The 26218-nt window shown below is 52.9% G+C and carries 25 protein-coding genes; 17 read left to right on the top strand and 8 right to left on the bottom strand.

From position 1 onward, the window contains the following. Positions 1–55: 55 nt before the first annotated feature. From era to LX66_RS26740, 3 genes are all read left to right on the top strand, one after another. Positions 56–922 carry a GTPase Era gene (era, locus tag LX66_RS26750; RefSeq protein ID WP_145719245.1) on the top strand — a complete coding sequence of 289 codons (867 nt, stop codon included), beginning with the start codon at positions 56–58 and terminating at the stop codon, positions 920–922. 15 nt (positions 923–937) lie between these two features. After that, positions 938–2254, top strand: a complete 1317-nt coding sequence (gene der / locus LX66_RS26745; RefSeq protein ID WP_145719243.1) for a ribosome biogenesis GTPase Der — start codon at positions 938–940, stop codon at positions 2252–2254. A gap of 108 nt (positions 2255–2362) precedes the next feature. Further along, complete coding sequence (locus LX66_RS26740) at positions 2363–2566, top strand: hypothetical protein (protein ID WP_145719241.1); 204 nt, start codon at positions 2363–2365, stop codon at positions 2564–2566. Positions 2567–2658: 92 nt separating this feature from the next. On the opposite strand, the gene LX66_RS26735 is transcribed toward LX66_RS26740, so the two are convergent. Next, on the bottom strand, positions 2659–4260 hold the full coding sequence (locus LX66_RS26735; protein ID WP_244620525.1) for a S41 family peptidase: 1602 nt from the start codon (positions 4258–4260) through the stop codon (positions 2659–2661). A gap of 205 nt (positions 4261–4465) precedes the next feature. On the opposite strand from LX66_RS26735, the gene LX66_RS26730 reads away from it, so the two are divergent. The 9 genes from LX66_RS26730 (at position 4466) to LX66_RS26690 (ending at position 14542) form a co-directional block, all read left to right on the top strand. Next, on the top strand, positions 4466–5323 hold the full coding sequence (locus LX66_RS26730; protein WP_145719239.1) for an N-acetylglucosamine kinase: 858 nt from the start codon (positions 4466–4468) through the stop codon (positions 5321–5323). Positions 5324–5349: 26 nt separating this feature from the next. Beyond that, on the top strand, positions 5350–6171 hold the full coding sequence (gene murQ, locus LX66_RS26725) for an N-acetylmuramic acid 6-phosphate etherase (RefSeq protein ID WP_145719237.1): 822 nt from the start codon (positions 5350–5352) through the stop codon (positions 6169–6171). Between the two features lie 18 nt (positions 6172–6189). After that, a complete protein-coding gene (locus LX66_RS26720; protein WP_145719235.1) occupies positions 6190–6759 on the top strand; it encodes a hypothetical protein in 570 nt (189 codons plus the stop codon). A gap of 108 nt (positions 6760–6867) precedes the next feature. Beyond that, positions 6868–7551, top strand: coding sequence for a succinate dehydrogenase cytochrome b subunit (locus LX66_RS26715; RefSeq protein ID WP_145719233.1), 684 nt, complete (start codon positions 6868–6870; stop codon positions 7549–7551). Between the two features lie 35 nt (positions 7552–7586). Continuing rightward, positions 7587–9560, top strand: coding sequence for a fumarate reductase/succinate dehydrogenase flavoprotein subunit (locus tag LX66_RS26710; RefSeq protein WP_145719231.1), 1974 nt, complete (start codon positions 7587–7589; stop codon positions 9558–9560). Between the two features lie 89 nt (positions 9561–9649). Further along, the gene (locus LX66_RS26705; RefSeq protein ID WP_145719229.1) at positions 9650–10030 is read left to right on the top strand and encodes a four helix bundle protein; all 381 of its coding nucleotides are present in this window, start codon (positions 9650–9652) and stop codon (positions 10028–10030) included. Positions 10031–10061: 31 nt separating this feature from the next. After that, a complete protein-coding gene (locus LX66_RS26700) occupies positions 10062–10826 on the top strand; it encodes a succinate dehydrogenase/fumarate reductase iron-sulfur subunit (RefSeq protein WP_145719227.1) in 765 nt (254 codons plus the stop codon). Between the two features lie 118 nt (positions 10827–10944). Beyond that, positions 10945–12333 (top strand): Gfo/Idh/MocA family protein, encoded by a 1389-nt coding sequence (locus LX66_RS26695; protein ID WP_145719225.1) that lies wholly within the window; start codon positions 10945–10947, stop codon positions 12331–12333. Between the two features lie 73 nt (positions 12334–12406). Next, positions 12407–14542, top strand: coding sequence for a S9 family peptidase (locus tag LX66_RS26690; protein ID WP_145719223.1), 2136 nt, complete (start codon positions 12407–12409; stop codon positions 14540–14542). A gap of 117 nt (positions 14543–14659) precedes the next feature. Here the strand turns inward: LX66_RS26690 and murI are convergent, their stop codons facing one another. The 3 genes from murI to LX66_RS26675 are packed head-to-tail and all read right to left on the bottom strand — an operon-like array spanning position 14660 to position 16952. Then, on the bottom strand, positions 14660–15490 hold the full coding sequence (gene murI / locus LX66_RS26685; protein ID WP_145719221.1) for a glutamate racemase: 831 nt from the start codon (positions 15488–15490) through the stop codon (positions 14660–14662). Between the two features lie 36 nt (positions 15491–15526). Beyond that, complete coding sequence (locus LX66_RS26680; RefSeq protein ID WP_145719219.1) at positions 15527–16192, bottom strand: carbonic anhydrase; 666 nt, start codon at positions 16190–16192, stop codon at positions 15527–15529. Between the two features lie 40 nt (positions 16193–16232). Next, positions 16233–16952 carry an EcsC family protein gene (locus LX66_RS26675; RefSeq protein ID WP_145719217.1) on the bottom strand — a complete coding sequence of 240 codons (720 nt, stop codon included), beginning with the start codon at positions 16950–16952 and terminating at the stop codon, positions 16233–16235. A 74-nt stretch (positions 16953–17026) separates the two neighbouring features. On the opposite strand from LX66_RS26675, the gene LX66_RS26670 reads away from it, so the two are divergent. Further along, positions 17027–18673: an ABC-F family ATP-binding cassette domain-containing protein gene (locus LX66_RS26670; protein ID WP_145719215.1), complete on the top strand. Its 1647-nt coding sequence runs from the start codon at positions 17027–17029 to the stop codon at positions 18671–18673. Positions 18674–18720: 47 nt separating this feature from the next. Here the strand turns inward: LX66_RS26670 and LX66_RS26665 are convergent, their stop codons facing one another. Both LX66_RS26665 and LX66_RS26660 read right to left on the bottom strand, forming a co-directional pair. Then, positions 18721–19122, bottom strand: coding sequence for a response regulator (locus LX66_RS26665; protein WP_145719212.1), 402 nt, complete (start codon positions 19120–19122; stop codon positions 18721–18723). 264 nt (positions 19123–19386) lie between these two features. After that, positions 19387–20229: a DUF3450 domain-containing protein gene (locus LX66_RS26660; protein ID WP_145719209.1), complete on the bottom strand. Its 843-nt coding sequence runs from the start codon at positions 20227–20229 to the stop codon at positions 19387–19389. A 233-nt stretch (positions 20230–20462) separates the two neighbouring features. Here LX66_RS26660 and LX66_RS26655 point away from each other — a divergent pair, with 233 nt between their 5' ends. The 3 genes from LX66_RS26655 to LX66_RS26645 are packed head-to-tail and all read left to right on the top strand — an operon-like array spanning position 20463 to position 22442. After that, positions 20463–21188, top strand: a complete 726-nt coding sequence (locus LX66_RS26655) for a ribonuclease H-like domain-containing protein (RefSeq protein ID WP_145719207.1) — start codon at positions 20463–20465, stop codon at positions 21186–21188. 14 nt (positions 21189–21202) lie between these two features. Beyond that, positions 21203–22198: a DNA polymerase III subunit delta gene (holA, locus tag LX66_RS26650; RefSeq protein ID WP_145719205.1), complete on the top strand. Its 996-nt coding sequence runs from the start codon at positions 21203–21205 to the stop codon at positions 22196–22198. Positions 22199–22235: 37 nt separating this feature from the next. After that, positions 22236–22442: a hypothetical protein gene (locus tag LX66_RS26645; RefSeq protein WP_145719203.1), complete on the top strand. Its 207-nt coding sequence runs from the start codon at positions 22236–22238 to the stop codon at positions 22440–22442. Here the strand turns inward: LX66_RS26645 and LX66_RS26640 are convergent. Next, positions 22429–23361, bottom strand: a complete 933-nt coding sequence (locus LX66_RS26640) for a bifunctional riboflavin kinase/FAD synthetase (RefSeq protein ID WP_145719201.1) — start codon at positions 23359–23361, stop codon at positions 22429–22431. The two genes, LX66_RS26645 and LX66_RS26640, sit on opposite strands and share 14 nt — an antisense overlap. A 158-nt stretch (positions 23362–23519) precedes the next feature. Between LX66_RS26640 and LX66_RS26635 the strand changes: the two genes are divergently transcribed. After that, positions 23520–24692, top strand: coding sequence for an AIR synthase related protein (locus tag LX66_RS26635; protein ID WP_145719199.1), 1173 nt, complete (start codon positions 23520–23522; stop codon positions 24690–24692). A 63-nt stretch (positions 24693–24755) separates the two neighbouring features. On the opposite strand, the gene LX66_RS26630 is transcribed toward LX66_RS26635, so the two are convergent. Beyond that, complete coding sequence (locus LX66_RS26630; RefSeq protein ID WP_145719197.1) at positions 24756–26216, bottom strand: TonB family protein; 1461 nt, start codon at positions 26214–26216, stop codon at positions 24756–24758. Between the last annotated feature and the right edge of the window lie 2 nt (positions 26217–26218).

The raw sequence follows: 26218 nt of genomic DNA, 5'->3' as shown, positions 1-26218 counted from the left end.
AAAGAGCCGAAGTAATTCGGCTTTTTTTTATTTATGTAAGTTTGAGCAGGATTTTATGCACAAAGCGGGATTTGTAAATATTTTCGGTAAGCCCAATGCAGGCAAGAGCACCCTGCTGAACGCCCTGGTGGGCGAGAAGCTGGCTATTATCTCGCCCAAGGTGCAAACCACCCGCCACCGCATTACCGGCATTGTAACGGAGCCCGGCTACCAGATCGTTTTTTCGGACACACCCGGTATCATCGACCCCAGGTACCGCCTGCACGAGAAAATGATGGGTGCGGTTAAGTCGGCCCTGGAAGATGCGGATGTGGCGCTGCTCATTATGGATGCAAAGGACCGGGTAGAGGAAAGCCTGGAACTGTTCGACTCCCTGAAGCTGAAGGTGAACCGCATCCTGGTGCTGAATAAGACAGACCTGCTCAAAAAAGAAGAGCTGGCCGCCCTGAAAGCCCGCTGCGAAGCCTGGGGCAAAGCGCCCGTAATAGCGATCTCCGCCATGCAGCGCGTGGGCATAAAAGAGCTGCTGGAGCAAATTGTGGCCCGGCTGCCGGAAGGCGAGCCCTTCTACCCCGAAGACACTTTAACGGATAAGTCTACACGCTTTTTTGTAGCGGAGATCATCCGGGAAAAAATATTCCACCTGTTCGAGGAAGAGATCCCCTACCATACCACGGTAGTGGTTTCCCAGTTCCAGGAAAAAGAGACGCTGACAAAAATATCAGCGGAGATCGTGGTGACCCGCGAAACGCAGAAAGCCATTATCCTGGGAGAAAAGGGAAAATCCATCCGCCAGTTGGGCACCCTCGCCCGGCAGGACATCGAAAAATTCATTGGCCGCAAGGTATTCCTGGAGCTGTTTGTGAAAGTAAGGAGCAAGTGGAGGGATAATGATACGTATCTGAGGGAATACGGCTATTAGCATAAATTTAAAAGTATGTCAGGATTTACAGTAGCCATCGTAGGCCGTCCCAACGTGGGGAAATCCACCCTGTTCAACCGCCTGCTGGAGCAGCGTAAGGCCATCGTGGATGATGTGAGCGGCGTAACCCGCGACCGGCAATATGGTATTGCCGAGTGGAACGGTAAAACGTTCAACGTGATAGACACCGGCGGTTTTGTGGCAAACAGCGAGGACGTGTTTGAGCGGGAGATCCGCAAGCAGGTGAAAATAGCCATGGAGGAAGCCAATGTGCTGCTGTTCATGTGCGATGTGACCACCGGCATTACCGACCTGGACGCGGACGTGGCGGACCTGCTGCGCCGTTCCTCCAAACCGGTGTTCCTGGTGGTGAATAAAGTGGATAACAGCGAGCGGCAACTCGAAGCTGCCGAGTTTTACAGCCTGGGGTTTGACAAGCTGTTCTTCCTGTCTTCCATTTCCGGCAGCGGCACCGGCGAGCTGCTGGATGAAGTAGCCGCCCTGATCACGGATGACGCGGAGCAGGCCGGCCAGGCAGACGCCGAACTGCCCAAAATAGCCATTATCGGCCAGCCGAACGTAGGGAAATCCTCCCTGCTGAACGCGCTGATAGGAGAGGAGCGGAATATTGTATCCGATATTCCCGGCACCACCCGCGATACCATCCATACGCATTACAAGCTGTTCCAGAAGGATTTTGTGCTGATAGACACCGCCGGTGTGCGCCGCAAGGCCCGCGTGCACGAGGACCTGGAGTTCTATTCCGTGATCCGCGCCATTAAAGCGATGGACGAGGCGGATGTGTGCATGCTGCTGCTGGATGCCGCCAAAGGCATTACCGCCCAGGACCTCAGCATTTTCAGCCTGGCGGTGCGCAAGGGAAAAGGGATGGTGATACTGGTGAACAAATGGGACCTCGTGGAAAAGGAGACCAATACCGCCCGCGACTATGAAAAGGAGCTGAAGCAGCGCCTGGCGCCTTTCTCCGACGTGCCCATCGTCTTCACCTCCGTTTTGCAGAAACAGCGCATTTTCAAGGCCATCGAGGAAGCGCTGCGGGTATATGACAACCGCCAGCGCAAGATACCCACCTCCAGGCTGAATGATGTGATGCTGAAGGCCATTGAGGCCTACCACCCGCCGGTAGTAAGGGGCACGCCTATCCGCATTAAATACGTGACCCAGTTGCCTACCCATACCCCGGCCTTTGCCTTTTTCTGCAACCTGCCGGATGATGTGAAGCAGCCTTATAAGAACTACCTGGAGAACCAGTTACGGGCAAACTTTGATTTTGAAGGTGTTCCGGTGAAATTATTTTTCAGGAAGAAATAAGAGAACGGGCGAAATAAATATAAAAGAACGTATTATAAAAATATCTATTTTATATTCAAAAATATTTATATAAATTTGCACGATCTTAAAACTAATCACTTACAAAGTATGAAAAAATTATTCGTGTTTGCCATCGCTGCAGGTTTGTTCTTTGTTGCCTGCAATAGCGGCGCTTCTGAAGCTACCACTGATTCCGTTGCTACTGAAGCAGTAGATACCCTGTCTGCTGAGCCTGTAGTTGACTCTGTAGCTATGCCTGCTGATTCCGCTGCCGTAGCTGATACTGCTGCTGAAGGCGCTGAGCATCACTAATCGTAAGATAAGTTATATCATAACTTTCTTGCAAGAAGTTAGTAGAAAAAAAGCCGTCTCTTTCGGGGCGGCTTTTTTATGTGCGGATGTGCTTACTGTTTTAACTCTTCTATCGCCCGCTTCACCATTGCATCCGTGGCGTTAAACACTTCGTAAAACCCTTCTGTACGGAACAATTGCCGCCCCAGCATGGCTTTGATACGGTTGCGTATCTCCGTTTCGTCATGCGCCGTTATATTTTGCAGCCCCGGCACCTTTTCCTCCCGGGCAAAGCTTTTGAAATCATTGTACAGCGCATCGCTTATGCTGAACTGTTTGTTGAAGGCCGCCGCATCCTGGTAGCGGCTGAAAGTTTCCCGGTGCGTATTATAGTACTGGTATGCAAAATTGGCAAAAGTATTGCGTGTGTACATTTCCGTTAGCAGGGGAGAGAACCGGCTGGTATCAAACGGGATGAAAATGTCCGGCGTAATGCCGCCGCCGCCGTACACAACCCGGCCCTTGGCCGTTCTGTAGGGTATGGTGTCCGTTGGTTTGATGCTGTCGCGGTTCAGGAACTCGCCGTGGTTGAAGCGGTTCACGATATCTTCATCATAAGCTTCCCGCCCGTTGGTATAAGGTTTTTGTATGCTGCGGCCGGAAGGAATGTAATAGCGGGCCACGGTGAGCCGTAAAGCCCCGCCGTTGCTCAGGTCAAATTGTTCCTGCACCAGCCCTTTGCCAAAAGTGCGCCGTCCTATGATCAGCCCGCGGTCCCAGTCCTGTACGGCGCCGGCCAGTATTTCGCTGGCGGAGGCGGAGCCTTCGTCCGTCAGTATGGCCAGCTCTCCTTTTTCAAACAGGCCGGGCTTTTCGCATTTATAGTCGGTACGCGGGTAGCTTTTCCCCTGTGTATATAGGATCAGCTTATTCCCGTCCAGCAGCTCGTCTGCAATACGGGTGGCAGCGTCCAGGAAGCCGCCCGGGTTCTGGCGCAGGTCTATCACCAGCTTTTCCATACCCTTTCGCTGCAGGCCGCGGATGGCGTCCATAAATTCCTGGTAGGTGGTGGCGGAGAACTTGCTGATCTTGATGTAGCCGATGCCGGGTGTCAGCAGGTAGCTGGCGTCAATGCTCAGCAGGGGGATCACCCCGCGTTTGATGGTGATGTCCACCAGCTTTTGCTGGCGCAGCATGGTTACTTTTACTTCAGAGCCTTTGGGGCCGCGCAGCAGCTTGCGGATCTTGTCGGAGGTGATGTCGTTGCCCGCCACCAGGCTGTCATTTACCTTAATGATCTTGTCGCCGGTCATCACGCCTGCCGCTTCCGAAGGGCCGCCTGCCAGCACGGCTACGATATTAACGGTATCTTCCGTGATATTGAACTCCACGCCAATCCCTTCAAAATTGCCTTCCAGGTCTTCGTTCACTTCTGCCAGGCTGGAGGGGGGAATATATACGGAGTGCGGGTCGAGGTGGCTGAGCAGGCCTTCTATCGCCTCCTGCTGCAGGTTGGCTACCTGCATGGTATCCACGTATTTTACTTTGATCAGGTCCATGGTTTCCTGTAAGGCGCTGCGGTTGCCCCGGTTAAAGAGGATGGCGGTAGCCCCGCTTTTTGCGCCCGGCATCTTGTGTCCCAGGTACATGCCCAGCGCCAGCACCACGGCAAATAAGAGCGGCAAAAAAACATTCAGCTTTCTGTTCTTCAACATAATTTCTTGTATTATGCTTAAAGCTGAAAGTATAAAGCAGAAAGCTGACCGTAGCGAATTTATCCGCAGCAATCAGCTTTAAGCTTTCTGCTTTCAGCTTTAGGCTATTTTCAGCAGCATTTGTATATGTAATTCCGTTTTATTTAAATTGTGACAAAAATAGCATAATTATATTGCGCTTCATTAATTTCATAAAACAACGGGTATGCCTGTAAAGGTCAAGCTGATAGCAGATAGTGGTTCTACCAAGGCAGATTGGAGCTTGTTGACAGCAAAGGAGCATTTCCGTTATAAGACACAGGGGATCAGTCCCTTTTTTCTGACGGCCCCCCAGGTGCGCGATATCCTGGAAAAGGAGCTGCTGCCGCAGCTTCCGCCGGGTGTACAGGTAGAAGAAATTTTCTATTACGGCACCGGTTGTTCCCAGCCCAAAAGCATACAGATCATGGAAACCGCCCTGCGGGCCGTGTGGCCTGCCGCCGCCGTTTCCGTTTCGCACGACCTGATGGCCGCCGCCCGGGCGCTGTGCCAGCATAGCGCCGGCATCGCCAGCATACTGGGCACCGGCTCCAACAGTTGTTATTACGACGGCACCACCATCGTACATAATAATCCCGGTCTGGGCTATATACTGGGCGATGAGGGCAGCGGCGCCTACCTGGGCAGAAAGCTGCTGCAGTACTATTGTTATCATTCCTTTGATGACGAGCTGCTGTCCCGCTTTGATGCAAAGTACCACACCAGCAAGGACGAGATACTGGAGCATGTGTACCGCAAGCCCATGGCCAACCGTTACCTGGCCAGCTTTGCGGAATTCCTGGGAGAGAACAGGGGCCATTACATGGTGGAGAATATACTGGAAGATGGGCTGAACGACTTTTTTTTCAATCATATTTATAAATACCGCGAAAGCTGGACCCACCCCCTGCACTTCACCGGCAGCATTGCCTGGCATTTCAGGGACGTGCTGCAGGCGCTTTGCGAGCTGTACGAGCTGCAGTTGGGATCGGTATTACGCAATCCCATGGAAGGGCTGGTGAAATATCATGAGGGGGAGAGATAATAAACGAAACACAAATCCAAAAAGGAATGTCTTTTATAAAAGTAACAGAACAAACTTCCCGCTATCGTCACCTGGAGCAGATGAGCATCCCGGAAATACTGACCGCTATCAACCAGGAGGACCAGACGGTGCCGCAGGCGGTAGCTAAGGTGATTCCACAGATCGAGGCGCTGATAGCGGCCATAGCAGACAAGATGCTGGCCGGCGGGCGGTTGTTCTACCTGGGCGCAGGCACCAGCGGCCGCCTGGGCATTGTAGACGCATCGGAGTGCCCGCCTACCTTTGGCGTGCCCTATGGCCTGGTGATAGGCCTGATAGCCGGGGGCGACGCCGCCATCCGCAAAGCCGTGGAGTTTGCGGAAGACGACCGGGAGCAGGGCTGGAAGGACCTGCAGGAATTTAACATTACCGAAAAGGATGTAGTGGTGGGCATTGCCGCCAGCGGCACCACGCCCTACGTGATCGGCGCTTTGCAAAGGTGCCGCCAGGAAGGCATCATTACCGGCAGCATCTGCTGTAACCCCGGCGCCCCGCTGTCGGCAGCGGCAGACTACCCGGTGGAGGTAGTGGTAGGGCCGGAGTTCGTGACCGGCAGCACCCGCATGAAAAGCGGTACGGCCCAAAAATTGGTACTAAATATGATATCTACGGCTGTGATGATACAGTTGGGCAGAGTAGAAGATAACAAAATGGTGAACATGCAGCTCAGCAACGACAAGCTGGTAGACCGGGGTGTGAAAATGCTGATGGAAAAGCTGCAGCTTACGGATTACGATACAGCGAAAGAATGGCTGCTCAAAGCCGGCAGCGTAAGGAAGGCCATAGAGGAATATAGCAGGATCAGTTAAATTTGTGAAGGAAGACCCATGCATGATATAGAACCATATTACAACTGGCGGCATTTATATACTGCAGAAGAGGACGAGCTGTCGCCGTTCTATGGTAGGGAATACAGCGAGTTTGAATTTTCCAATACCGTATATAATTATTATGTGCATCCCCAGTGGGATGAGTTCGGATCACGCACATTGTACCTGAAAATACTGTTTGCAGACTACCAGTTCAATTTTGCCATCATCGAGGTGCTGGGCGAGTGGAACGATGCGATCGAGAATGATGTGATGACCCTCAAAAGGGAGGTGGTGGACCTGATGATCGCCCACGGCATCAAAAAGTTCATCCTGATCACCGAGAATGTCATGAACTTTCACTCCTCCGACGACTGCTATTACGAGGAATGGTGGGAGGATATCCGGGACGACGGCGGCTGGATCGTGAGCCTGAACATGCCGGAACAGACCCGGCAGGAGTTTGTGCAGGCTCACCTGGACCATTACGTGCACCTGGTAGACAATGACAGGTGGAGAACCTATCAGCCGCAACATTTGTATAATATGATAGATAACCTGATGATGCGGCGGCTGGAACAGGGATAAACCTGAAAACTGAGAAATATCATTTGGATTTAATTTTTCCTGAATTAAATTTGCCCGACATTTCGGAATATATTATCATATTATTTTATAAGGAAGCTCGAATTTTATATGAAGTGGTCACAATTCTTTAACACCTCCATTGGTAAGAAATTATTAGTAGGCGCTACCGGCTTGTTCCTTTGCAGCTTTATAGTGGTACACCTGGCCGGTAACGTGCAACTGCTGTACAACGATGGAGGCAAGGCCTTCAACAGCTACGCTGCCTTTATGGGGCACAACAGCCTGATCCAGTTCATTGCCTGGGGCCTGAAGATCGTGATCCTGCTGCACCTGGTTGTGGCGCTGCAGCTTACATTCAGCAACCAGCGGGCCCGCCCGGTGAAGTACGCCATGAACCCCGGTAACCAGACCTCCTCCTGGTTCAGCCGCCAGATGGCTGTGATGGGCAGCGTTTTGCTCATCTTTATCGTAGTGCATCTGGCCAATTTCTGGTACCGGTTTCACTACGGCAGCCTGCCCACTATCAGCTACGAAGCCACCGGGCAGCCTGTGAAAGACCTGTACACCGTAGTACAGACCGCTTTTAAGGAGGGCTGGCTGGTAGCCCTGTACGTGATCGGTATGGTGGCGCTCTCCTTCCACCTGGTACATGGCTTTAAAAGCGCTTTTCAAACCTTCGGCTTAAATCATGTGAAGTATAACGGGTTGATCAAATTCACAGGGGTATGGTTGTTCGGGATCCTTATTCCGCTGGGCTTCGCCCTTATTCCTCTTGTGATATATTTTAAATAACCCGTACTGCTTTACCTTCAAATTTTTGACATATTATGTTGGACGCAAAAATTCCTGCCGGCCCGTTAGATAAAAAATGGGAAAATTATAAAGGGCATTGTAAGCTGGTGAACCCTGCGAATAAGCGTAGCCTGGAAGTGATCATAGTGGGTACCGGCCTGGCAGGCGCTTCCGCAGCAGCCTCCCTGGGAGAACTGGGATATAAAGTGAAAGCATTCTGCTTCCAGGACAGCGCCCGCCGTGCGCACAGCATTGCCGCGCAGGGGGGTATCAATGCTGCCAAGAACTACCAGAACGATGGCGACTCTGTATACCGTTTGTTTTATGATACCGTAAAAGGCGGCGACTACCGCGCCCGCGAAGCCAATGTGCATCGCCTGGCTGAGGTGAGCGGCAATATCATTGACCAGTGCGTGGCGCAGGGGGTGCCCTTTGCCCGCGAATACGGCGGCCTGCTGAGCAACCGCTCCTTCGGCGGCACCCAGGTGCAGCGTACCTTCTATGCTGCCGGCCAGACCGGCCAGCAATTGCTGCTGGGCGCCTACTCCGCCCTGGAGCGCCAGGTAGCCCTGGGTAATGTAAAGCTCTACGCCCGCCACGAAATGCTGGACATTGTGACGATAGACGGCAAGGCCCGCGGCATCATTGCCCGCAACCTGATCACCGGCGAGCTGGAACGTCATTTCGGTCATGCAGTGATCATTGCGAGCGGCGGCTATGGTAACGTGTTCTACCTTTCCACCAACGCCATGGGCTCCAACGTAACCGCTGCCTGGAAAGCCACCCGGAAAGGCGCTTACTTTGGCAATCCCTGCTTTACACAGATACACCCCACCTGTATACCGGTATCCGGCGACCACCAGTCCAAGCTGACGCTGATGTCCGAGTCGCTGCGTAATGACGGCCGTATATGGGTGCCCAGGAAAAAGGACGACAACCGCAAACCGAACGATATTCCCGAAGATGAAAGGGATTACTACCTGGAAAGAAGGTATCCCGCCTTCGGTAACCTGGTGCCGCGCGACGTGGCTTCCAGGGCCGCCAAGGAAAGGTGCGACGCCGGTTACGGGGTGGGCAGCTCCAAACAGGCCGTGTACCTGGATTATGCCGCCGCTATACAGCGTTATGGCAAGATAGAAGCCGGCAAACGCGGCCTGGAATCGCCTACCGCCGAGCAGGTTCGCCAACTGGGTATGGAAGTGGTGGCCGAGAAATACGGCAACCTTTTCGAGATGTATGAAAAGATCACCGGCGAAAATCCTTACCAGGTGCCCATGCGCATCTACCCGGCCGTGCACTATACCATGGGCGGGCTGTGGGTGGATTATGAGCTGATGACCAGCGTGCCCGGCTTATACGCCCTGGGCGAAGCCAACTTCTCTGACCACGGCGCTAACCGCCTGGGCGCTTCTGCGCTGATGCAGGGCCTGGCAGACGGTTACTTCGTGATCCCTTACACCATCGGCAACTACCTGGCCGACGAGATCCGCACCAAGCCTATCCCTACAGACCACCCGGCCTTTGAGGAAGCAGAAAAGCAGGTGAAAGATAATATTGCGCGCCTGATGGGCATCCAGGGCACTAAATCCGTGGATCATTTCCATAAGCGCCTCGGCAAGATCATGTGGGACAAATGCGGCATGGCCCGTAACGAGCAGGGACTGAAGCAGGCGATAGAAGAGATCAAAGCCCTGCGTGCGGAGTTCTGGAAAGAGGTGCGCATACCCGGCGCCGCCGGCGAGTTCAACCCCGAGCTGGAAAAGGCCGGCCGTGTGGCCGACTTCCTGGAGCTGGGAGAGCTGATGTGCATCGACGCCCTGGAACGCCGCGAATCCTGCGGCGGCCACTTCCGGGAAGAGTCACAGACAGAGGACGGCGAAGCCCTGCGCGACGACGCCAACTTCAGCTATGTAGCTGCCTGGGAGTACAAAGGCGACAGTAACTATGTAGTGCACAAAGAGCCGCTGGTGTTCGAAGAGTGCAAGCCTACGCAACGTTCTTATAAATAATGGTTGAATGGTTTAATAGTTAAATGGTTATCTATTGCCATGTAGAATTTTAAATAGTTTTTTTTGTTAGCTCCTTTGAAGTTTCATCCATGGAAGCAAGAAAGTATTTGAAATTAAACGACATAAATGCTTATAAAACTGCTTTTCATTTAAGTAACTATGTCTGGAATGTGGTAAGTACCTGGGATAATTTAGCCAGAGCTACAATAGGGAAGCAATTTATAAACGCTACAGATTCCATATCTGCCAATATAGCAGAGGGTTTTGGAAGGCATTTTAAAAAAGATAAAATAAATTTTTACAGGATAAGTAGAGGTTCCGTTATTGAATGTTTGGACTGGAATGAGAAGTCTAAGATGAGGAGATTAGTGACAAAGGAACAATATGATTACATCTTTTGCGAATTGCAAAAGTTACCACAATCAATTAATTTATTAATTAAATATACAAGAGATAAACTGAGGGAATAACAATTTAACAATTAACAATACAGCCATAACAATGGAACATTATACGATGAACCTCACATTAAAAGTGTGGAGGCAAAAGAATAAAAACGATCAGGGCGGGTTTGAGACCTACCAGGTAAAAGACATTTCTTCTGAAATGTCCTTCCTGGAAATGTTTGACGTGCTGAATGAGCGCCTGATCAATGAAGGTAGAGAACCAATAGCATTTGACCACGACTGCCGTGAAGGTATTTGCGGTATGTGTTCCATGCATATCAACGGCCGCGCACATGGCCCCTGGGCAGGCACTACCACCTGCCAGTTGCACATGCGCGCCTTTAAGGACGGCGATACCATCACCGTGGAGCCCTGGAGAGCCGGCGCGTTCCCCGTGCTGAAAGACCTGACGGTGGACAGGGGCGCTTTTGACCGTATTATAGAAGCAGGCGGCTATATCTCCGTGAACACCGGTAACGCCGTAGACGCCAACGCCATTCCCGTTCCAAAGGATAAAGCGGATGAGGCCTTTGCTGCCGCCGCCTGTATCGGCTGTGGCGCCTGCGTAGCTGCCTGTAAGAACTCTTCCGCCATGCTGTTTGTTTCCGCCAAGGTATCCCAACTGGCGCTGCTGCCCCAGGGAGACCCGGAAAGAAGCACCCGCGTGCTGAACATGGTAGCACAGATGGACAAGGAAGGTTTTGGTAGCTGCACCAACACCGGGGCCTGCGAAGCGGAATGTCCCAAGGAGATATCGCTCACCAACATCGCCCGCCTGAACCGGGAGCTGATCCGCGCCGGCTTTACCTACGAGAAATAAGGAATATATTATTGACGAGCATACGAAAGCTGCCTGTGATAACGGGCAGCTTTTTTGTTTTCTTCCGATTTCTTGTTATTATTATATACTGATCTATCCACGTCTTAAAAGCTAAATTATGTCAGGTAATTCCCGCAGAAAGTTCATTAAACAGTTGGGCGGTACCGCTGCCATGCTGGGCGCCGGCTCCCTGGCCGCCCTGGGAAAGGAGCCGGTGCAGCTCCTGCAACCTCATACGCGTGTATCCGCTAATGATAAAATACGCCTGGGCTGCATTGGCATGGGCATTATGGGCTTTGGTGATGTAGACTGTGCGCTGAGAGTGCCCGGGGTGGAGTTTGTGGCTGCTGCAGACCTGTATGACGGCCACCTGCAGAAAGTAAAGGAGGTATACGGCTCCCAGGTTTTTACCACCCGCGATTTCCGGGAGCTGCTGGAGCGCAGGGATATAGACGCCATCATTGTAGCCACCCCTGATCACTGGCACGATACCATTTCCATACAGGCCATGGACAAAGGCAAGGCCGTGTATTGCGAGAAACCCATGGTGCAGCAGATAGCAGAAGGGCATGAAGTGATTGCCGCGCAAAAGCGCAACAAGGCCGTGTTCCAGGTAGGCAGCCAGCGCGTAAGCAGCGTGGCCCTGGCGGAGGCCCAAAAGCGCTACAGGGCCGGGGAAATAGGCCAGCTCAATATCGTGGAAGCCCGTTATGACCGGCATGATGCGCTGGGCGCCTGGCAATATTCCATCCCGCCGGATGCCAGCCCTTCCACCATTGATTTTGACGCCTTCCTGAAAGATACCGCCAAAGTGCCCTTTGACCCGGTGCGCTTTTTCCGCTGGCGTAATTACCAGGCCTATGGCACCGGCGTGCCTGGCGACCTGTTCGTGCACCTGATCTCCGGCCTGCACTTCATTACCGGCTCCGCAGGACCTTCCCGCATCTTTGCCAGCGGCAACCTGGTGCAGTGGAAGGACGGGCGCGATGTACCCGACCTGGTGGTGGCTATCTTCGATTACCCGGAAACAGACACCCACCCCGCTTTCCAGACCACGCTGCGCGTGAATTTTGCAGATGGCAGCGGCGGTGGCGGCCATACCCGTTTTATCGGCACCGAAGGCATGATAGAAATGGGCTGGAACGATTTCCGCCTCAAAAAGCACAAACTGCCCGAAGCGCCCGGCTACGGTGGATGGGATACCTACAACACCTTTACGAAGGAGATGCAGGAGGCTTATGTAAAACAGTACGACGCCAAATACCCGCCGTCCACCCGCAAGGCAGACACTTCCGAAAGCAGGTTTGCCGCACCGGAGGGCTATGACGACCGCTATGATCATTTTGTGAACTTCTTTGAAGCCATGCGCTCCGGCAAGCCGGTAGTGGAAGACGCCACTTTTGGCCTGCGGGCGGCCGGGCCGGCATTGCTCACCAATGAAAGCTATTTTAAAAAGCAGGTGATCCACTGGGACCCGGTTGCTATGCAAATAATTAATAATGAATAATTAACAATTAATAATATTCGTAACATTCATGCTTAAACGAAACGCTGGTGTTACGACTATTAATTCAGATTTTATGAAACATCCCCCAGGTTTTGCAGTCCTGCTATGCGTCACCCTGATAGGGATGGGCTGTAAGGAGAAAAAGAGTACCATGACGGAACAAACGAACGTTGCGCCGCCGGTAGCGCCTAAAGTCCCCAAAAAGCTCACTATACACGGAGACACCCGTATTGACAACTATTACTGGATGAACGACCGGGCCGATCCCAGGGTGATCAGCTACCTGCAGGCGGAAAACGCCTACCTGGATACCATCATGCAGCCGCAACGGGAACTACGTACAAAGCTGTACGAAGAGATGCGCGGGCGCATTATGGAAACGGACGCCAGCACGCCCTACCTGAAGAACGGCTACTACTATTATACCCGTTATGAAAGCGGGAAGGAATATCCCATTTACTGCCGTAAGAAAGGCAGCCTGGAAGCCGATGAGGAAGTGATGCTGAACGTGAACGAACTGGCGCAGGGACATGCCTACTATCATGTGCAGGGGCTGCAGGTAAGCCCGGACAACCGGCTGCTGGCATTTGGCGTGGACACCGTGAGCCGCCGCAAATACGTGCTGTATGTAAAGGAGCTGGAAACCGGCCGCATACTGCCCGATGCCCTTCCCGACACCAATGGCGAGGCGGCCTGGGCCAATGACAATCAAACCTTTTTCTATACCCGCAAGCACCCGGAAACCCTGCGTGAAGAACGCATTCTGCGCCACAAATTAGGTGAGGCCCCGGACAGGGACGAGCAGGTATTTATGGAGAAGGACGAGACCTTTGATGTGGATGTGAGCCGCAGCAAATCCGGTAAATACATCGTGATCCGCTCTACCAGCACCTTGTCCTCCGAAAGCAGGATACTGGAAGCGGACCAGCCGCAGGGGCATTTCCGGGTTTTCCAGCCCCGGCAAAAGGACATGCTGTATGATATTGAGCACCTGGATGACCGCTTTTATGTCCGCACCAACTGGCAGGCGCAGAATTTCCGGCTGATGGAATGCCCGCTGGATAAAACCGGCAGGGATCACTGGAAGGAGGTAATGCCCCACCGCCCCGATGTGCTGCTGGAAAATTTTGAGGTGTTCCGCGATTTCCTGGCGCTGGGCGAGCGCCGGAACGGGCTTACCCGGTTGCATATCCTGAACCTGCTCAACCAGCAGGATCACTACCTGCATTTTGACGAGCCGGCCTATGTGGCGGAGATCGGCATCAATCCCGAAATGGACACGAAGGAGCTGCGCTACAGCTATACCTCCATGACCACGCCCAATTCCACTTACGACTATAACATTGAAACGCGCAAAAGCGAGCTGAAGAAACGGCAGGAGGTGCTGGGCGGTTATGACCCGGTGAACTACGTAACAGAGCGGCTATACGCTACGGCTAAGGACGGCGCCAAAGTGCCTATTTCCCTGGTGTATAAGAAAGGCTTCAGCAAGGATGGCAACAGCCCGCTGCTACTGTATGGATACGGCTCCTACGGCTTCAGCATGGACCCTGCTTTCAGCAGCGTCCGGCTTAGCCTGCTGGATCGCGGCTTTGCCTTTGCCATTGCGCATATCCGGGGAGGAGAGGAACTGGGCCGGCAATGGTATGAGGACGGTAAGCTGTTCAAAAAGATGAACACCTTCACGGATTTTATTGCCTGCGCAGAGCACCTGGTGGCGCAGCAGTATACCTCGCCGCAGCATTTGTACGCGCAGGGCGGCAGCGCCGGCGGCCTGCTGATGGGCGCCGTCGTCAACCTGCGGCCGGACCTCTGGCACGGCGTGCTGGCGGGCGTGCCTTTTGTGGATGTGCTTACCACCATGCTGGATGAAAGCATTCCCCTTACCACCAGCGAGTTTGACGAATGGGGCAATCCCGCGCACAAGGACGCTTACGAGTATATGAAAACCTATTCCCCTTACGATAATGTGAGCGCCAAAGCCTATCCCAACATGCTGGTCACCACCGGCCTGCACGATTCGCAGGTGCAGTACTGGGAACCCGCCAAATGGGTGGCCAAATTAAGGGAATTAAAAACGGACAATAACCTGCTCTTGCTGAAAACGGATATGGAAGCGGGGCATGGCGGCGCCTCCGGCCGCTTCAGGGCGCTGGAAAAAACAGCCCTGGAATATGCTTTCCTGCTGAAGCTGGAGAAGGGAAATTGAATGTAAAATGCTAAATTTCAAATGTAAAAGTTGAAAGCAATCTTTCAACAAGACTTTATTGTTTTCGTTGTACGCTGCTACCAACTTTTACATTTGAAATTTAGCATTTTACATTCTCTACAGCGCTAAATGCTCCGATTGCACCGTCTTGCCAAAAAAGGTAGCGGCCATCCGGTCAAATACCTGCGGATCGTCCGTGGTAAAGAACTGCCGGCGCCCCTGCCGGCTCAGGCGGGTTTCCATCTCCGGGTGGCGGCGCAGGTAATCTTTCAGGCTGTGCGCCACTATCTTGCCTTGTGATAATACGGTAATGCCCCCCGGCAGGTATTCCCTGATCCTGCCCATCAGCAACGGGTAATGGGTGCAGCCCAGCACCAGCGTATCAATGTTGGGCGATAGGGCCAGCAGGTGATCCAGGTGTTTTTTAATGAAGTAATCCGCGCCGGGGCTTTCATGCTCATTGTTCTCCACCAGCGGCACCCACATGGGACAGGCTTCCTGGTGTACTTTTACCTGCGGAAAGAATTTGTTGATCTCGATGGGATAAGACTCGGAAGCCACCGTGCCGTTGGTTGCCAGTATGCCTACTTCCCCGGTTTGCGTTAAAGTGCCTACCATTTCCGTGGTGGGACGTATAACGCCCAGCACCCGCCGGTCCGGCGCCATGCGGGGCAGGTCCTTTTGCTGGATGGTGCGCAGCGCTTTGGCGGAGGCCGTATTGCAGGCCAGTATCACCAGGGGGCATCCCATGCGGAAGAGATGCTGCACGCATTCCAGCGTATAGGCATGTATGGTATCAAACCCGCGGTTGCCGTAAGGAGTGCGGGCATTATCGCCCAGGTACAGGTAGTCGTACCCGGGCAGTTCGGCAATGATCTCTTTGAGCACCGTCAGCCCGCCATAGCCGGAATCAAATACGCCGATCGGTCCCTGTTGTTGTCGCTCCATTTTACGCTATTCATCTTACATCCCACTTCCTACTTCTTATTTCCTACTTCCTACCTTTCCTATTCCTTTCCCCGTGAGGTCGTAAATTTTCTGTATTTCGTGCAGCAGGCCTATAAAGTCTATCTTGAGGTCTACCAGCAGGCCGTTATGCAGGTCATACACCCATCCGTGCACGGTCGGGTAGCCTTTCTCCACGTAGGATTGTTGTACGGAGGCGGTTTTGATCACGTTCAGGCATTGCTCCTGCACGTTCAGTTCTACCAGCCGGTTGTAACGCTGCGCGCTGTCCTCAATGGCATCCAGCTCTTCCATGTGCAGGCGGTACACGTCGCGGATATTGCGCAGCCAGGGGTTCAGGATGCCCAGGTCCTGCGGCTGCATGGCGGCTTTTACGCCCCCGCAGTTGTAATGCCCGCAAACAATGATATGCTTTACCTCCAGGTGGCGCACGGCATAGTTGATCACGGACATGATGTTCATGTCAATGTTGTTCACCAGGTTGGCAATGTTGCGGTGTACAAATACTTCGCCCGCATCCAGCCCCATGATCTCGTTGGCCGGCACGCGGCTGTCGCTGCAGCCAATGTACAGGTAATCCGGCCGCTGCTCTCTTGCCAGCTTTTCAAAGAATTGTGCGTCTGTTGCCAGCCGGGATGCCACCCAGCGCTTATTGTTCTCGAATATCTGTTCGTAGGAGGTCATACGTGATGGATTGATTTGCAGTAATATTGTAAAGATACCTTTAAACCTTAAATAAACGCATGCGGTAGGCGTTCATGGCGGTAACGCCCAGCTTGTCCGTAAGGCGGTGGTTCACATAGGCCCCTACCACCGCGCCTATGCCCGGCATAAGCTGCAGCAGCTTGGCAATATCCAGGTAATCCCGGTACTCCTGCTGAAATCGCCGCCAGTCAAAGGAATGAATGTCCTCCGGCAGGTTGTGGCTGTACGTTTCCCAGTTGGCCATTACCGGGTAATTGGCGTTGCGGTACTGCTGGCTGGAAAAAGTAAGCTGGAAAATATACAGGATGTATAAACGCTCCGGGTAGGATTTTACATCAAACCCGTACAGGGCGGCTATCTCGAACAGCATTTTCATTTTCATGCTCAGGAAGAGGGGAAAATCGGCCAGGCCCAGCAGCAGGCCCCCGGCGCCGGTAATAGCGCCTTCGGTAGCGGTGGCCGTCTTGTAGAACTGTATGCGCGACCGTACCTTTTCCTCCGTGAGTATCAGCTCCTGCACCGGCTGCGGGGCCGGGTTGGTATAGCCGGCGCCGTACAGCACGGCCCGGATCATTTGTTTGATGGCTACGGTGAACGCCTGGTGCACTTTTTCCGGGATGATACGGTTCACCCGGTCCTGTACCCGCTTGGACAGGCGCCCGGGCAGGGAAGGGCTGCGCTGCATCTGCCGCTGCCAGCGGTCCAGTTCCTTTCGCACTTGTTGTTCGTAGGTTTCCATGAATCTTTGAAGTTAATGTGTATTTCGTAACTTTGCGCCTTATTTCTTAAGCCAGATAAAACTTTTAAGCCAGTATGATCAGTGTTAAAAATATATCGCTTTCTTACGGCAAACGCGTATTGTTTGATGAAGTAAACCTCAATTTTACCAAAGGGAACTGTTATGGGGTGATCGGGGCCAATGGCGCCGGCAAGTCCACCTTTCTCAAGATATTATCCGGTGAAATAGAGCCTAACAAGGGCTCCGTGGAAATTACTCCCGGCGAGCGCATGAGCGTGCTGAAGCAAAACCACTTTGAGTTTGACGAAACCACCGTGCTCAACACCGTGCTGATGGGGAATAAACGTTTGTGGGAAATAGCCAAGGAACGGGACGCCATTTATGCCAAGGCCGATTTTTCGGAAGAGGACGGCATGCGGGCCGGCGAGCTGGAAGCGGAGTACGGCGAAATGGGCGGTTATACGGCCGAAAGTGACGCTGCTGCCCTGCTGCTGGACCTCGGTGTGAAGGAGGAAATGCACAATTCCCTGATGAAGGAGTTGAGCGGCGCCCTCAAGGTGCGCGTGCTGCTGGCGCAGGCCCTGTTCGGCAACCCGGACATCCTGCTGCTGGACGAGCCCACCAATGACCTGGACGTGGAAACCATCGGGTGGCTGGAAAATTTCCTGGGCGGCTACGAGAACATCGTGATCGTGGTATCCCACGACCGTCACTTCCTGGATGCCGTTTGTACCCACGTGGCCGATGTGGACCGCAGCAAGATCCAGATATTCACCGGTAACTATACCTTCTGGTATGAATCTTCCCAGTTGATGGCGCGCCAGTTGGCCGACAAGAACAAGAAGATGGAGGAAAAGCGGAAGGACCTGATGGACTTTATCGCCCGTTTCTCCGCCAACGCTTCCAAGAGCAAGCAGGCCACTTCCCGGAAGAAGGCCCTGGAAAAGCTGGTGATAGAGGAGATACAGCCCTCCAACCGCAAATACCCGGGCATTATCTTCAAGCAGCAGCGCGAAGTGGGCAACCAGATACTGAATGTAGAGAAGCTGGAAAAGGCAGTGGACGGCCGTACGCTGTTCAGCAATGTGAGCTTTACCGTGAACAAGGGCGACAAGATCGCCTTCCTGTCCAAAGATCACCTGGCCCTTGCCACCTTCTTTGAGATCATAAACGGGGAAATGCAGGCCGACGGCGGTAAATTTGAATGGGGCACCACTATTACCAAAGCTTATTTACCGAACGATAACGCCCGGTTTTTTGAAGACCCGTCCCTGAACCTGATGGACTGGCTCCGGCAGTACGTGCCCCCGCATGTAACGGATGTGGATGAGCCTTTCCTGCGCGGCTTCCTGGGCAAAATGCTGTTCAGCGGCGACGATATCATGAAAAAGACCAATGTGCTGAGCGGTGGAGAGAAAGTGCGCTGCATGATCAGCCGTATGATGCTGCAGGACCCGAACGTGGTAATACTGGACGAGCCTACCAACCACCTGGACCTGGAATCCATCCAGTCCTTCAACGAAAGCATGAATAACTTCAAGGGCATCGTGCTTTTCACCACGCATGACCATACCTTTATGCAATCTGTCGCCAACCGCATCATTGAGATCACCCCGAGGGGCGTGATCGACAGGCTGACCACCTTCGATGAGTACCTGGAAGATGAAAGAGTGAAGGGGCTGCGGGAGGAAATGTATGCGAATGTGCAGATGGCCGGGTAATGTGCCGGCCCTAGATGTGCGAATGTGCAGGTATGCACATCCGCACATCATCCCAGCGCATCCAGGATCACTTTTACCTTGCTTTGATCCAGCGGTTTGGTGAGGTATGCCGACAGCTCCGGCGTGGCGGCCACCTGCTGCATATCCCTTACATCCATGGAGGAGGAGCACATGATGATCCGGATCTCCTGCGGCAGCGTTGGCCGCAGCGGGCGGAATGCTTCTATGAATTCCCAGCCGCTCATGCTGTGCATGTTCACATCCAGCAATATCAGGGCAGGCAGCGGGGCGCCCGGGATGCGCAGTTGTTCCAGGGCATCTTCAGCAGAATGGAAGGAGGTAATGTCGAGGGTATGCTGGTAGCCGCTCTGCTGCCCCAGCAGCTTTTTAATGATAAAGTGAAAAATTTCATCATCATCTACTACGTACATTAGTTTCGTTTCTCCCATGCATTTGGTTTTTTAGGCGGTTCCGGTTATTTAATGGTACTGTTTGCATGCAAGTAAAAAATAGGATTCCCTTTCATTTCACATGAGCAATAAATTACGGGCTATCTGCAGGGGCAAAGAACGTTAAATTAAATATATTCTTATATATGGATAATCCTCAATAACCAATCATTAACAATTCGGCAAAAAATAAAGGGATCATCATCCTGGTAAGGTGATAATCCCTTTATTGTTATTTTGGTTAAAACGGTGGATCGCAGCGGATCAGAACAGGCCGCCTTTCTTCATGTTCACTTTGCCTTGCCCTATCCTGTAGCCGTTATGGTATATCTCCACGCTGTAGTCGCCGGGTTTGAAATCGGAGTTCTGTTTCCAGTCCATGCTGACCGTTTGTTTTTCACCTTTTACGTAAGCCACGGTTTTCTTGGCCGTATACAGTTTCTCGGTGCCATCCTCCAGGCTGAAGCGGCCGGAGCCCAGCGCTTCCACTGCCAGGGGAGTGCCGTCGGGAGCGGTAATGGCTACAAATATCTCTTTGTCGCCGGTAGGAGCGATCCTGTTCTCGTCCAGGTCAAAGGTTACCCGCATCATGTCCGCCCGGTTGGCTTTTGAAGTGGCTACTTCCTTGCCGTTCTTTTTTACGTTGATGGGTTGCAGTTTGATGTTGCTGGCATGCAGCACGGAGCCCAGGTTCACTTCCCGGTTCAGGCTGTCGCTTACCATGCCTACGGAGTCCCTTTCCCTGCGGGCCACATCCCTTTCACCGGCCAGCACCAGCTTTTCACCTTCCAGGCGCTCAATGGTTTCCTGGTAGCCGGCGATGTTGGTCTTCAGTTGCTCTATCAGGCGGCGGGCTTCTGCCAGTTCTGCCTGGGTAGCATTTTTATTGGAAAGAATGCTGGATATCCTGGCCTTCATATCGGCAATTTCCTTATCTTTTGTTTTTACCAGGCTGTCCATGCGGCTGTTCTGCGAGATCAGGTCGTCCAGGCGGGCGTTGGCAGCGTTATATTCCTGCTGCAGCGCGTCCCGGGAAGAGGAGATGGAATCTATCTGTGTGCCTTGTTGTACAATGGTTTCGTTCGCCTTATTTTTGTCGTACAGCATATATATCCAGGTACCTGCCAGAGCTGCAATCAGAATTCCGTATATAAGTCCGTTACGGCTACGGGGTTTTTCAGACCCAGGAGATCCCGGCGCAGGCGTGTTGAATGTGTTCTCAGTCATAGATGTGTTTTTTATGTTTAATTGTTATATGGTTAAAAAACGTTATACAAAAATAACTTTTTATAATTCATTTAGTTCATTTCGTTCACAAACTTTTAAACAGGATTTTCTCAGTGCTACCTAACGTTGCTTTAGACCAGTTATTACTGCTAGATATAGAGACCACCCCCGCTGTTGCGGCTTTTGAGGACTTGCCCCTGCCGATCCAAAGCCTCTGGCTGGAAAAAATATCAAAAATTGCGCCAGATTCAGCAGATGGAACCGGCGACTATGCCGCAAAAGCAGGCATTTACGCCGAGTTTGGAAAGGTGGTCTGCATCTCCGTTGGCTTCTTTACACTGGAAAACAATCAGTACCAGTTACGCCTCAAATCCTTCTGTCATGATGATGAAAAGGTCGTATTAAACGATTTTCTGGCTTTAGTTAATAAATTTTATGCCAGATTTCCGCGTTTCCAGTTTGCCGGGCATAACATCCGGGAATTTGACATCCCCTATATCTGTAGGCGTTCTGTCATTCATCAGCTATCTTTGCCGCAGCCCCTGCAGTTGCACGGGTTCAAGCCCTGGGAAGTGCCCATGCTGGACACCCTGCAGCTCTGGCGCTTCGGGGATTATAAAAACTACACGTCCCTGAAGCTGCTGACCGCCATCCTGGGCATACCCACCCCCAAGGACGATATAGACGGCAGCATGGTAGGCCGGGTGTACTGGCAGGAGCGTGACCTGCCGCGCATAGCCGCCTACTGCGAGAAGGATGTGCTGGCAGTGGCGCAACTGGTCCTGCGCTTTAAGGGAGTGCCCCTCCTGAAGGAGGACGAGGTGGTAATCGTTAAGTAACAGAAAGGAGATATATGGAATACCAGGATATTATAAAAGATTGGAAACAAAAGAAATTCCGTCCGCTGTACTGGCTGGAGGGAGAGGAGGACTTTTTCATAGACCGGGTGAGCAGCTATGCGGAACACCAGTTACTGGACGAAGCGGAGAAGGGCTTTAACCTCACGATCCTCTACGGGAAGGATACGGACTGGAGCACCGTGATCAATGCCTGCCGCCGGTACCCCATGTTTGCGGAAAAACAGGTGGTGCTGCTGAAAGAGGCCCAGGCCATGAGGGACCTGCTGAAGCTGGAAGCCTACATTGATAACCCGCTGGACTCCACTATTTTCGTAGTGGCCCACAAGCAGGGCAAAATAGACGGGCGCAGCAAAATGGCCAAGCTCATCAAGGAAAAAGGCGTGCTGCTCAGCACTAAGAAATTATACGATAACCAGTTGCCCGGCTGGGTGGAGGCTTATGTACGGGACATGGGCCGGGCCATTTCCCAGAAAGCCTGCATCCTGCTGGTAGACCATATCGGCAATGACCTTTCCCGGATCGCTAACGAGATAGACAAGCTGCTGGTGAACCTGCCGGCGGAGAAGAAGATAGACGAAGGCGATATTGAGAAATATGTAGGCATCAGCAAGGAGTACAATGTTTTTGAGCTGCAGAATGCCGTGGGCCAGAAGGACTTTACCAAAGTAATGCGCATCATACAGTACTTTGCCGCCAATCCCAAGGCCGGCCCTGTACAGATGGTGCTACCTGCCCTGTATAATTTTTTTGCCAAGGTAAACCTCATTTTCGGCGTGAAAGGCGGGGAAAAGGAAATTGCGGCCGCCCTGGGCGTGCACCCTTTCTTTGTGAAAGATTACATGCTGGCCGCCCGGCAATATGGCGCAGAAGGGGCGGAAAAGGCCATACTGCTGCTGCAGCACTATAACCTGCGCAGCATTGGTATTAACGATAGCGGGGTGGAGGACGAAGAGCTGATGAAGGAGCTGGCGTATAAATTAATGTGCTGATATATATTTGAGCTAATTAAACCCAATACCCTTACCTATGAAGAAAAAAGATATCGGTACAATAATGATCGTACTGGGAGTTATAATAGCGATCGCCACCATTAAGGGGATACCAGAGCAAATAGAGAAGCTGAAAGGGGAAGATACCAGTTATGCCATTGGAAGTATGATGGCAACTGTCGTATTTTTAGGGGCGGGCATTGCTTTAGCTATAGGTGGTTATAAGATGACTAAAGCTGATTAAGCCGTTCTTTCGCCTCCGCGCTGTCCCTGTCCATTTGCGCGATCAGCGCTTCCGCGCTGTCAAATTTCCGGTTCTGCCGGATAAAGTCAATGAACTGCACCTGTAGCTCGGAACCATATATATCCCGGTCAAAATCAAAGATATGCACCTCCAGCCGCAGGTCGGTGCCGTTAAAGGTGGGGCGGGTGCCTATGCTCATGACCCCGTTCAGCAGGGTATGGTCCAACATTACTTTCACGGCATAGATCCCTTCGGCCGGTATCAGCTTGCGCTCGTCCGGCAGTTGCAGGTTGGCGGTAGGATAGCCCAGTTGCCGGCCCATTTTGTCGCCGTGTATCACGGCGCCTTCCAGGAAATAGGGGTAGCCCAGCAGCTCGTTGGCCAGGGTAATATGCCCTTCCTGCAGGCTGTTGCGTATTTTGGTGGAGCTGACGGTCAGGTCGTGCACTACCTGCTGCGGGATCTCTATCAGCGCAAAGCCGTACTGCTGCTGCTCCGCTTCCAGCAGCTCCAGGCCGCCTTCCCGGTTATGCCCGAAGCGGTGGTCGTAGCCGATAATGATGGTATGCGGTTTGAACCGGGCTATCAGGAAATCCTCCAGGTAAGAGCGGGCGGACAATGCGGAAAATGCTTTGGTAAAGGGCACCACCACCAGGTGATCAATGCCTTCCCGGTCCAGCAGGGCTATTTTCTCCGGCAGGGTGGTGAGCAGGCGCAGCCTGTTATCGCCGGGAAACAGCACCTCCCGTGGGTGCGGGTCAAAGGTGACGATCACGGTTTCGCCCTGCACCGCCGCCGCCGCTTCCTGCAACTGGCGGATGATATGCCGGTGGCCGGCATGCACCCCGTCAAAGGTGCCGATCGTGATAACTGCATTACGAAAATCCGGTAATTGTGATAGTTCCCTGTGAACCTGCATAAAACTGAATAACGGTCTAAAACGCCGTGCAAATCTAACTTAGATTTTGTATAAATGTTTATGCAGGCCCGGTTTCCTTAAGAATTAATCAGTTACTTTTGCAGCGGGTAACGGATTGATCAGCTACTCATTATTCATTATCTAATTATTGATTATTCATGGATCTCTACGCCAAGCGCGGTGTTTCTGCTGATAAGGAGGATGTGCATAACGCCATCAGGAACATTGATAAAGGCTTGTTCCCGAAAGCTTTCTGCAAAATAATACCTGACATACTGGGAGGAGATGATAACTGGTGCAATATCATGCATGCCGATGGGGCAGGCACCAAGTCATCCCTGGCTTACGCCTACTGGAAAAAAACAGGCAACCTGGATGTATGGAAGGGCATTGCACAGGATGCTATCATCATGAACATAGACGACCTGCTTTGCGTAGGCGCTACGGAAAATATCCTGCTTTCCTCCACCATCGGCCGCAACAAGCAGCTCATTCCCGGCGAGGTGATCGCCGCCATCATTAACGGCACGGAGGAGATACTGGAGGAGCTGCGCAGCCATGGCATCAGCATTTATTCCACTGGCGGGGAAACGGCCGACGTGGGCGACCTGGTGCGCACCATCATCGTGGATTCCACCGTAACCTGCCGCATGCCGCGTGCGGATGTGATCTCCAATCACCGCATTCAGGCGGGCGACGTGGTGGTGGGACTGGCCTCTTACGGGCAGGCCAGCTATGAAAAGGGGTACAATGGCGGGATGGGCAGCAACGGGCTTACCTCTGCCCGGCACGATGTATTCAACAAATCCGTGGCGGAGGAGTTTCCCGAAACCTTTGACCCGGGCATTCCTTACGACCTGGTGTTCAGCGGCCGGAAGGCCCTGACGGACAAGATAAATGTACCCGGTTTCGGGCAGGTGGACGCCGCCAGGCTGGTGCTGTCGCCCACCCGCACCTATGCGCCGGTGATCAGGCAGGTGCTGGCGCAGTACCGGCCCCAGGTGCATGGCATAGTGCATTGCAGCGGGGGGGCGCAAACCAAGGTGCTGCATTTTATTGAAGGCCTGCATGTGATCAAGGACCGCCTGTTTCCCGCGCCGCCCCTGTTCCGGCTGATACAGGAGCAGTCCGGTACCGGCTGGCAGGAAATGTACAAGGTGTTCAACATGGGGCACCGCATGGAGCTGTACGTGCCGGAAGCCATTGCCGCCGATATTATCAAAATCTCTCAAAGCTTCCAGGTAGATGCGCAGATCGTGGGCAGGGTGGAAGCCGCCCCGGCAAAAAAAGTGACCGTAAAGAGCGAGTACGGCGTCTTCGTGTATGAATAAATAAAAAGTCCCGCACTGAAAAGCGCAGGACTTTTTTCCATAGTTGAGTTGTGTGTGCTGATCTTAGCACTTGTCTTTCTGTTTGATGTCTTTCTGCTTGAATAACAGGAAGGGGTTCAGCAAAGACAGGCCCTTATTTTCCAGCGTATACCGGATGGGCAGGTTGAACTTCACGGCCACCTTGTGCCCTTGCTGCCTGCCGGGTACCCATTTGGGCATGGACTCCACCACCCGCAGGGATTCCTCTTCCAGTCCGCCGCCTTTATGCTGGCCTACTATTTTGGCGTCCCGCACCGTACCATCTGCATCTACTACAAACTGTACGAACACGGTGCCGCTGATATTCTTTTCCTGCGCTGCTTTCGGATAGCGGATGTTTTTGCTGAGGTAGCGCGCCAGTTCCTGCTCCCCGCCGGGGAAGGCAGGCGGCTCTTCTACAAAGGTGAATACTTCGTTTCTTGAAATTGCGTCCTTTTTTACCTGGTCCTTTAACGTGAAATTTTTTGCGCGGTAAGTTTTGCCATCCTTGGTGCGTATGGTGGCGGTGGTCTTTTGATCATCGCCCGTAACCAGGTCAATGTGGGCAATGTCTTTGGTGTCAATTTTTGCCAGTTCCTCCGGGCTGACGTCAATAATACCCGGTCCTACTTCCGTTTGCGGTTGTTGCTGGCAGCCAATGAAAATGATCAGTGCGGCCACAATGGGAAATGCGATCAGTCTTTTCATGATAGTGTAGTTTGATTTTTGGTGAAGCAGCATTTGTATCCTGCGTTTGACAGGCGGATGGAAGAAATCATTGGTAAAGGACAGTTGCCGGCTTTGCAGGCTGGCCTGCAGGATGGTCTGCGCATAATCCGCCACGCTGTCTGCCGCCGCCTGCCGGTCCGCAATAAATTCGTGCACCAGCGCCAGTTCCCGCCTGAACAGGTGAAAGAAAGGATTGATCCAGCCGATGGCGCAGGCCGTTTCCAGCACCAGCTTGTCTATGCTGTGCTGTTCCTTTACGTGCACCAGCTCGTGCTGCAATATCTGCCGGCCATCCCTGCTGTCGGGATTCAGGTCCTTGCTCCAGAATATGTAGCGGAAAAAGGAGAAGGGCGCCTGCACCTGCCGGCTTTCTACAAAGCGGTAGGGAGGTAAATGCTGCACGCTGCCGGTTTTGATCAGCAGGCGGATCTTCCAGCAACCATAGCCGATGCGGGCCAGCAGCAGGAGCACCACCAGGCCGTAGCCCAGGTAAGCCGCCTGCGGGTAGCTGACCGTGCCGGATTGGGGAGCCGGTAAGATAAACTCGCGCAGGGTAATGATCTGCCGGGTATAGGCGGTAAGGGCCGGCGCTTCCGCCGTTGCCTGCGGTACCGGGAGCTGCAGCAGGGGCAAGGCGAGGGACAGCAGCGGCGCCAGCAGCAGGTAGTACCGGTTCCACTGGTGAAAGCGGTTATTGCGCAGCGCGGCATAATAGTACCCGTACAAAATGGCGGAGCACAGGAACATTTTTAGCAGGTAGGAGATTACCGGAGTCATGG

It is taken from the genome of Chitinophaga japonensis, from assembly GCF_007830125.1.
Lineage (GTDB): Bacteria > Bacteroidota > Bacteroidia > Chitinophagales > Chitinophagaceae > Chitinophaga > Chitinophaga japonensis.
Note: the sequence above shows the minus strand (reverse complement) of the source record. Positions and strands in the feature narration are given on the sequence as shown.

What these genes read in the sequence shown, in the direction of transcription:
- murI (WP_145719221.1), bottom strand. Translation starts at nt 15,490, where the DNA reads ATGGAGCGACAACAACAGGGACCGATCGGCGTATTTGATTCCGGCTAT.
- LX66_RS26675 (WP_145719217.1), bottom strand. Translation starts at nt 16,952, where the DNA reads ATGGAAACCTACGAACAACAAGTGCGAAAGGAACTGGACCGCTGGCAG.
- LX66_RS26695 (WP_145719225.1), top strand. Translation starts at nt 10,945, where the DNA reads ATGTCAGGTAATTCCCGCAGAAAGTTCATTAAACAGTTGGGCGGTACC.
- LX66_RS26645 (WP_145719203.1), top strand. Translation starts at nt 22,236, where the DNA reads ATGAAGAAAAAAGATATCGGTACAATAATGATCGTACTGGGAGTTATA.
- LX66_RS26670 (WP_145719215.1), top strand. Translation starts at nt 17,027, where the DNA reads ATGATCAGTGTTAAAAATATATCGCTTTCTTACGGCAAACGCGTATTG.
- LX66_RS26735 (WP_244620525.1), bottom strand. Translation starts at nt 4,260, where the DNA reads ATGTTGAAGAACAGAAAGCTGAATGTTTTTTTGCCGCTCTTATTTGCC.
- LX66_RS26710 (WP_145719231.1), top strand. Translation starts at nt 7,587, where the DNA reads ATGTTGGACGCAAAAATTCCTGCCGGCCCGTTAGATAAAAAATGGGAA.
- LX66_RS26720 (WP_145719235.1), top strand. Translation starts at nt 6,190, where the DNA reads ATGCATGATATAGAACCATATTACAACTGGCGGCATTTATATACTGCA.
- LX66_RS26690 (WP_145719223.1), top strand. Translation starts at nt 12,407, where the DNA reads ATGAAACATCCCCCAGGTTTTGCAGTCCTGCTATGCGTCACCCTGATA.
- LX66_RS26680 (WP_145719219.1), bottom strand. Translation starts at nt 16,192, where the DNA reads ATGACCTCCTACGAACAGATATTCGAGAACAATAAGCGCTGGGTGGCA.
- LX66_RS26730 (WP_145719239.1), top strand. Translation starts at nt 4,466, where the DNA reads ATGCCTGTAAAGGTCAAGCTGATAGCAGATAGTGGTTCTACCAAGGCA.
- LX66_RS26715 (WP_145719233.1), top strand. Translation starts at nt 6,868, where the DNA reads ATGAAGTGGTCACAATTCTTTAACACCTCCATTGGTAAGAAATTATTA.
- era (WP_145719245.1), top strand. Translation starts at nt 56, where the DNA reads ATGCACAAAGCGGGATTTGTAAATATTTTCGGTAAGCCCAATGCAGGC.
- LX66_RS26740 (WP_145719241.1), top strand. Translation starts at nt 2,363, where the DNA reads ATGAAAAAATTATTCGTGTTTGCCATCGCTGCAGGTTTGTTCTTTGTT.
- LX66_RS26630 (WP_145719197.1), bottom strand. Translation starts at nt 26,216, where the DNA reads ATGACTCCGGTAATCTCCTACCTGCTAAAAATGTTCCTGTGCTCCGCC.
- LX66_RS26700 (WP_145719227.1), top strand. Translation starts at nt 10,062, where the DNA reads ATGGAACATTATACGATGAACCTCACATTAAAAGTGTGGAGGCAAAAG.
- LX66_RS26635 (WP_145719199.1), top strand. Translation starts at nt 23,520, where the DNA reads ATGGATCTCTACGCCAAGCGCGGTGTTTCTGCTGATAAGGAGGATGTG.
- LX66_RS26660 (WP_145719209.1), bottom strand. Translation starts at nt 20,229, where the DNA reads ATGCTGTACGACAAAAATAAGGCGAACGAAACCATTGTACAACAAGGC.
- LX66_RS26665 (WP_145719212.1), bottom strand. Translation starts at nt 19,122, where the DNA reads ATGGGAGAAACGAAACTAATGTACGTAGTAGATGATGATGAAATTTTT.
- LX66_RS26705 (WP_145719229.1), top strand. Translation starts at nt 9,650, where the DNA reads ATGGAAGCAAGAAAGTATTTGAAATTAAACGACATAAATGCTTATAAA.
- holA (WP_145719205.1), top strand. Translation starts at nt 21,203, where the DNA reads ATGGAATACCAGGATATTATAAAAGATTGGAAACAAAAGAAATTCCGT.
- der (WP_145719243.1), top strand. Translation starts at nt 938, where the DNA reads ATGTCAGGATTTACAGTAGCCATCGTAGGCCGTCCCAACGTGGGGAAA.
- LX66_RS26640 (WP_145719201.1), bottom strand. Translation starts at nt 23,361, where the DNA reads ATGCAGGTTCACAGGGAACTATCACAATTACCGGATTTTCGTAATGCA.
- murQ (WP_145719237.1), top strand. Translation starts at nt 5,350, where the DNA reads ATGTCTTTTATAAAAGTAACAGAACAAACTTCCCGCTATCGTCACCTG.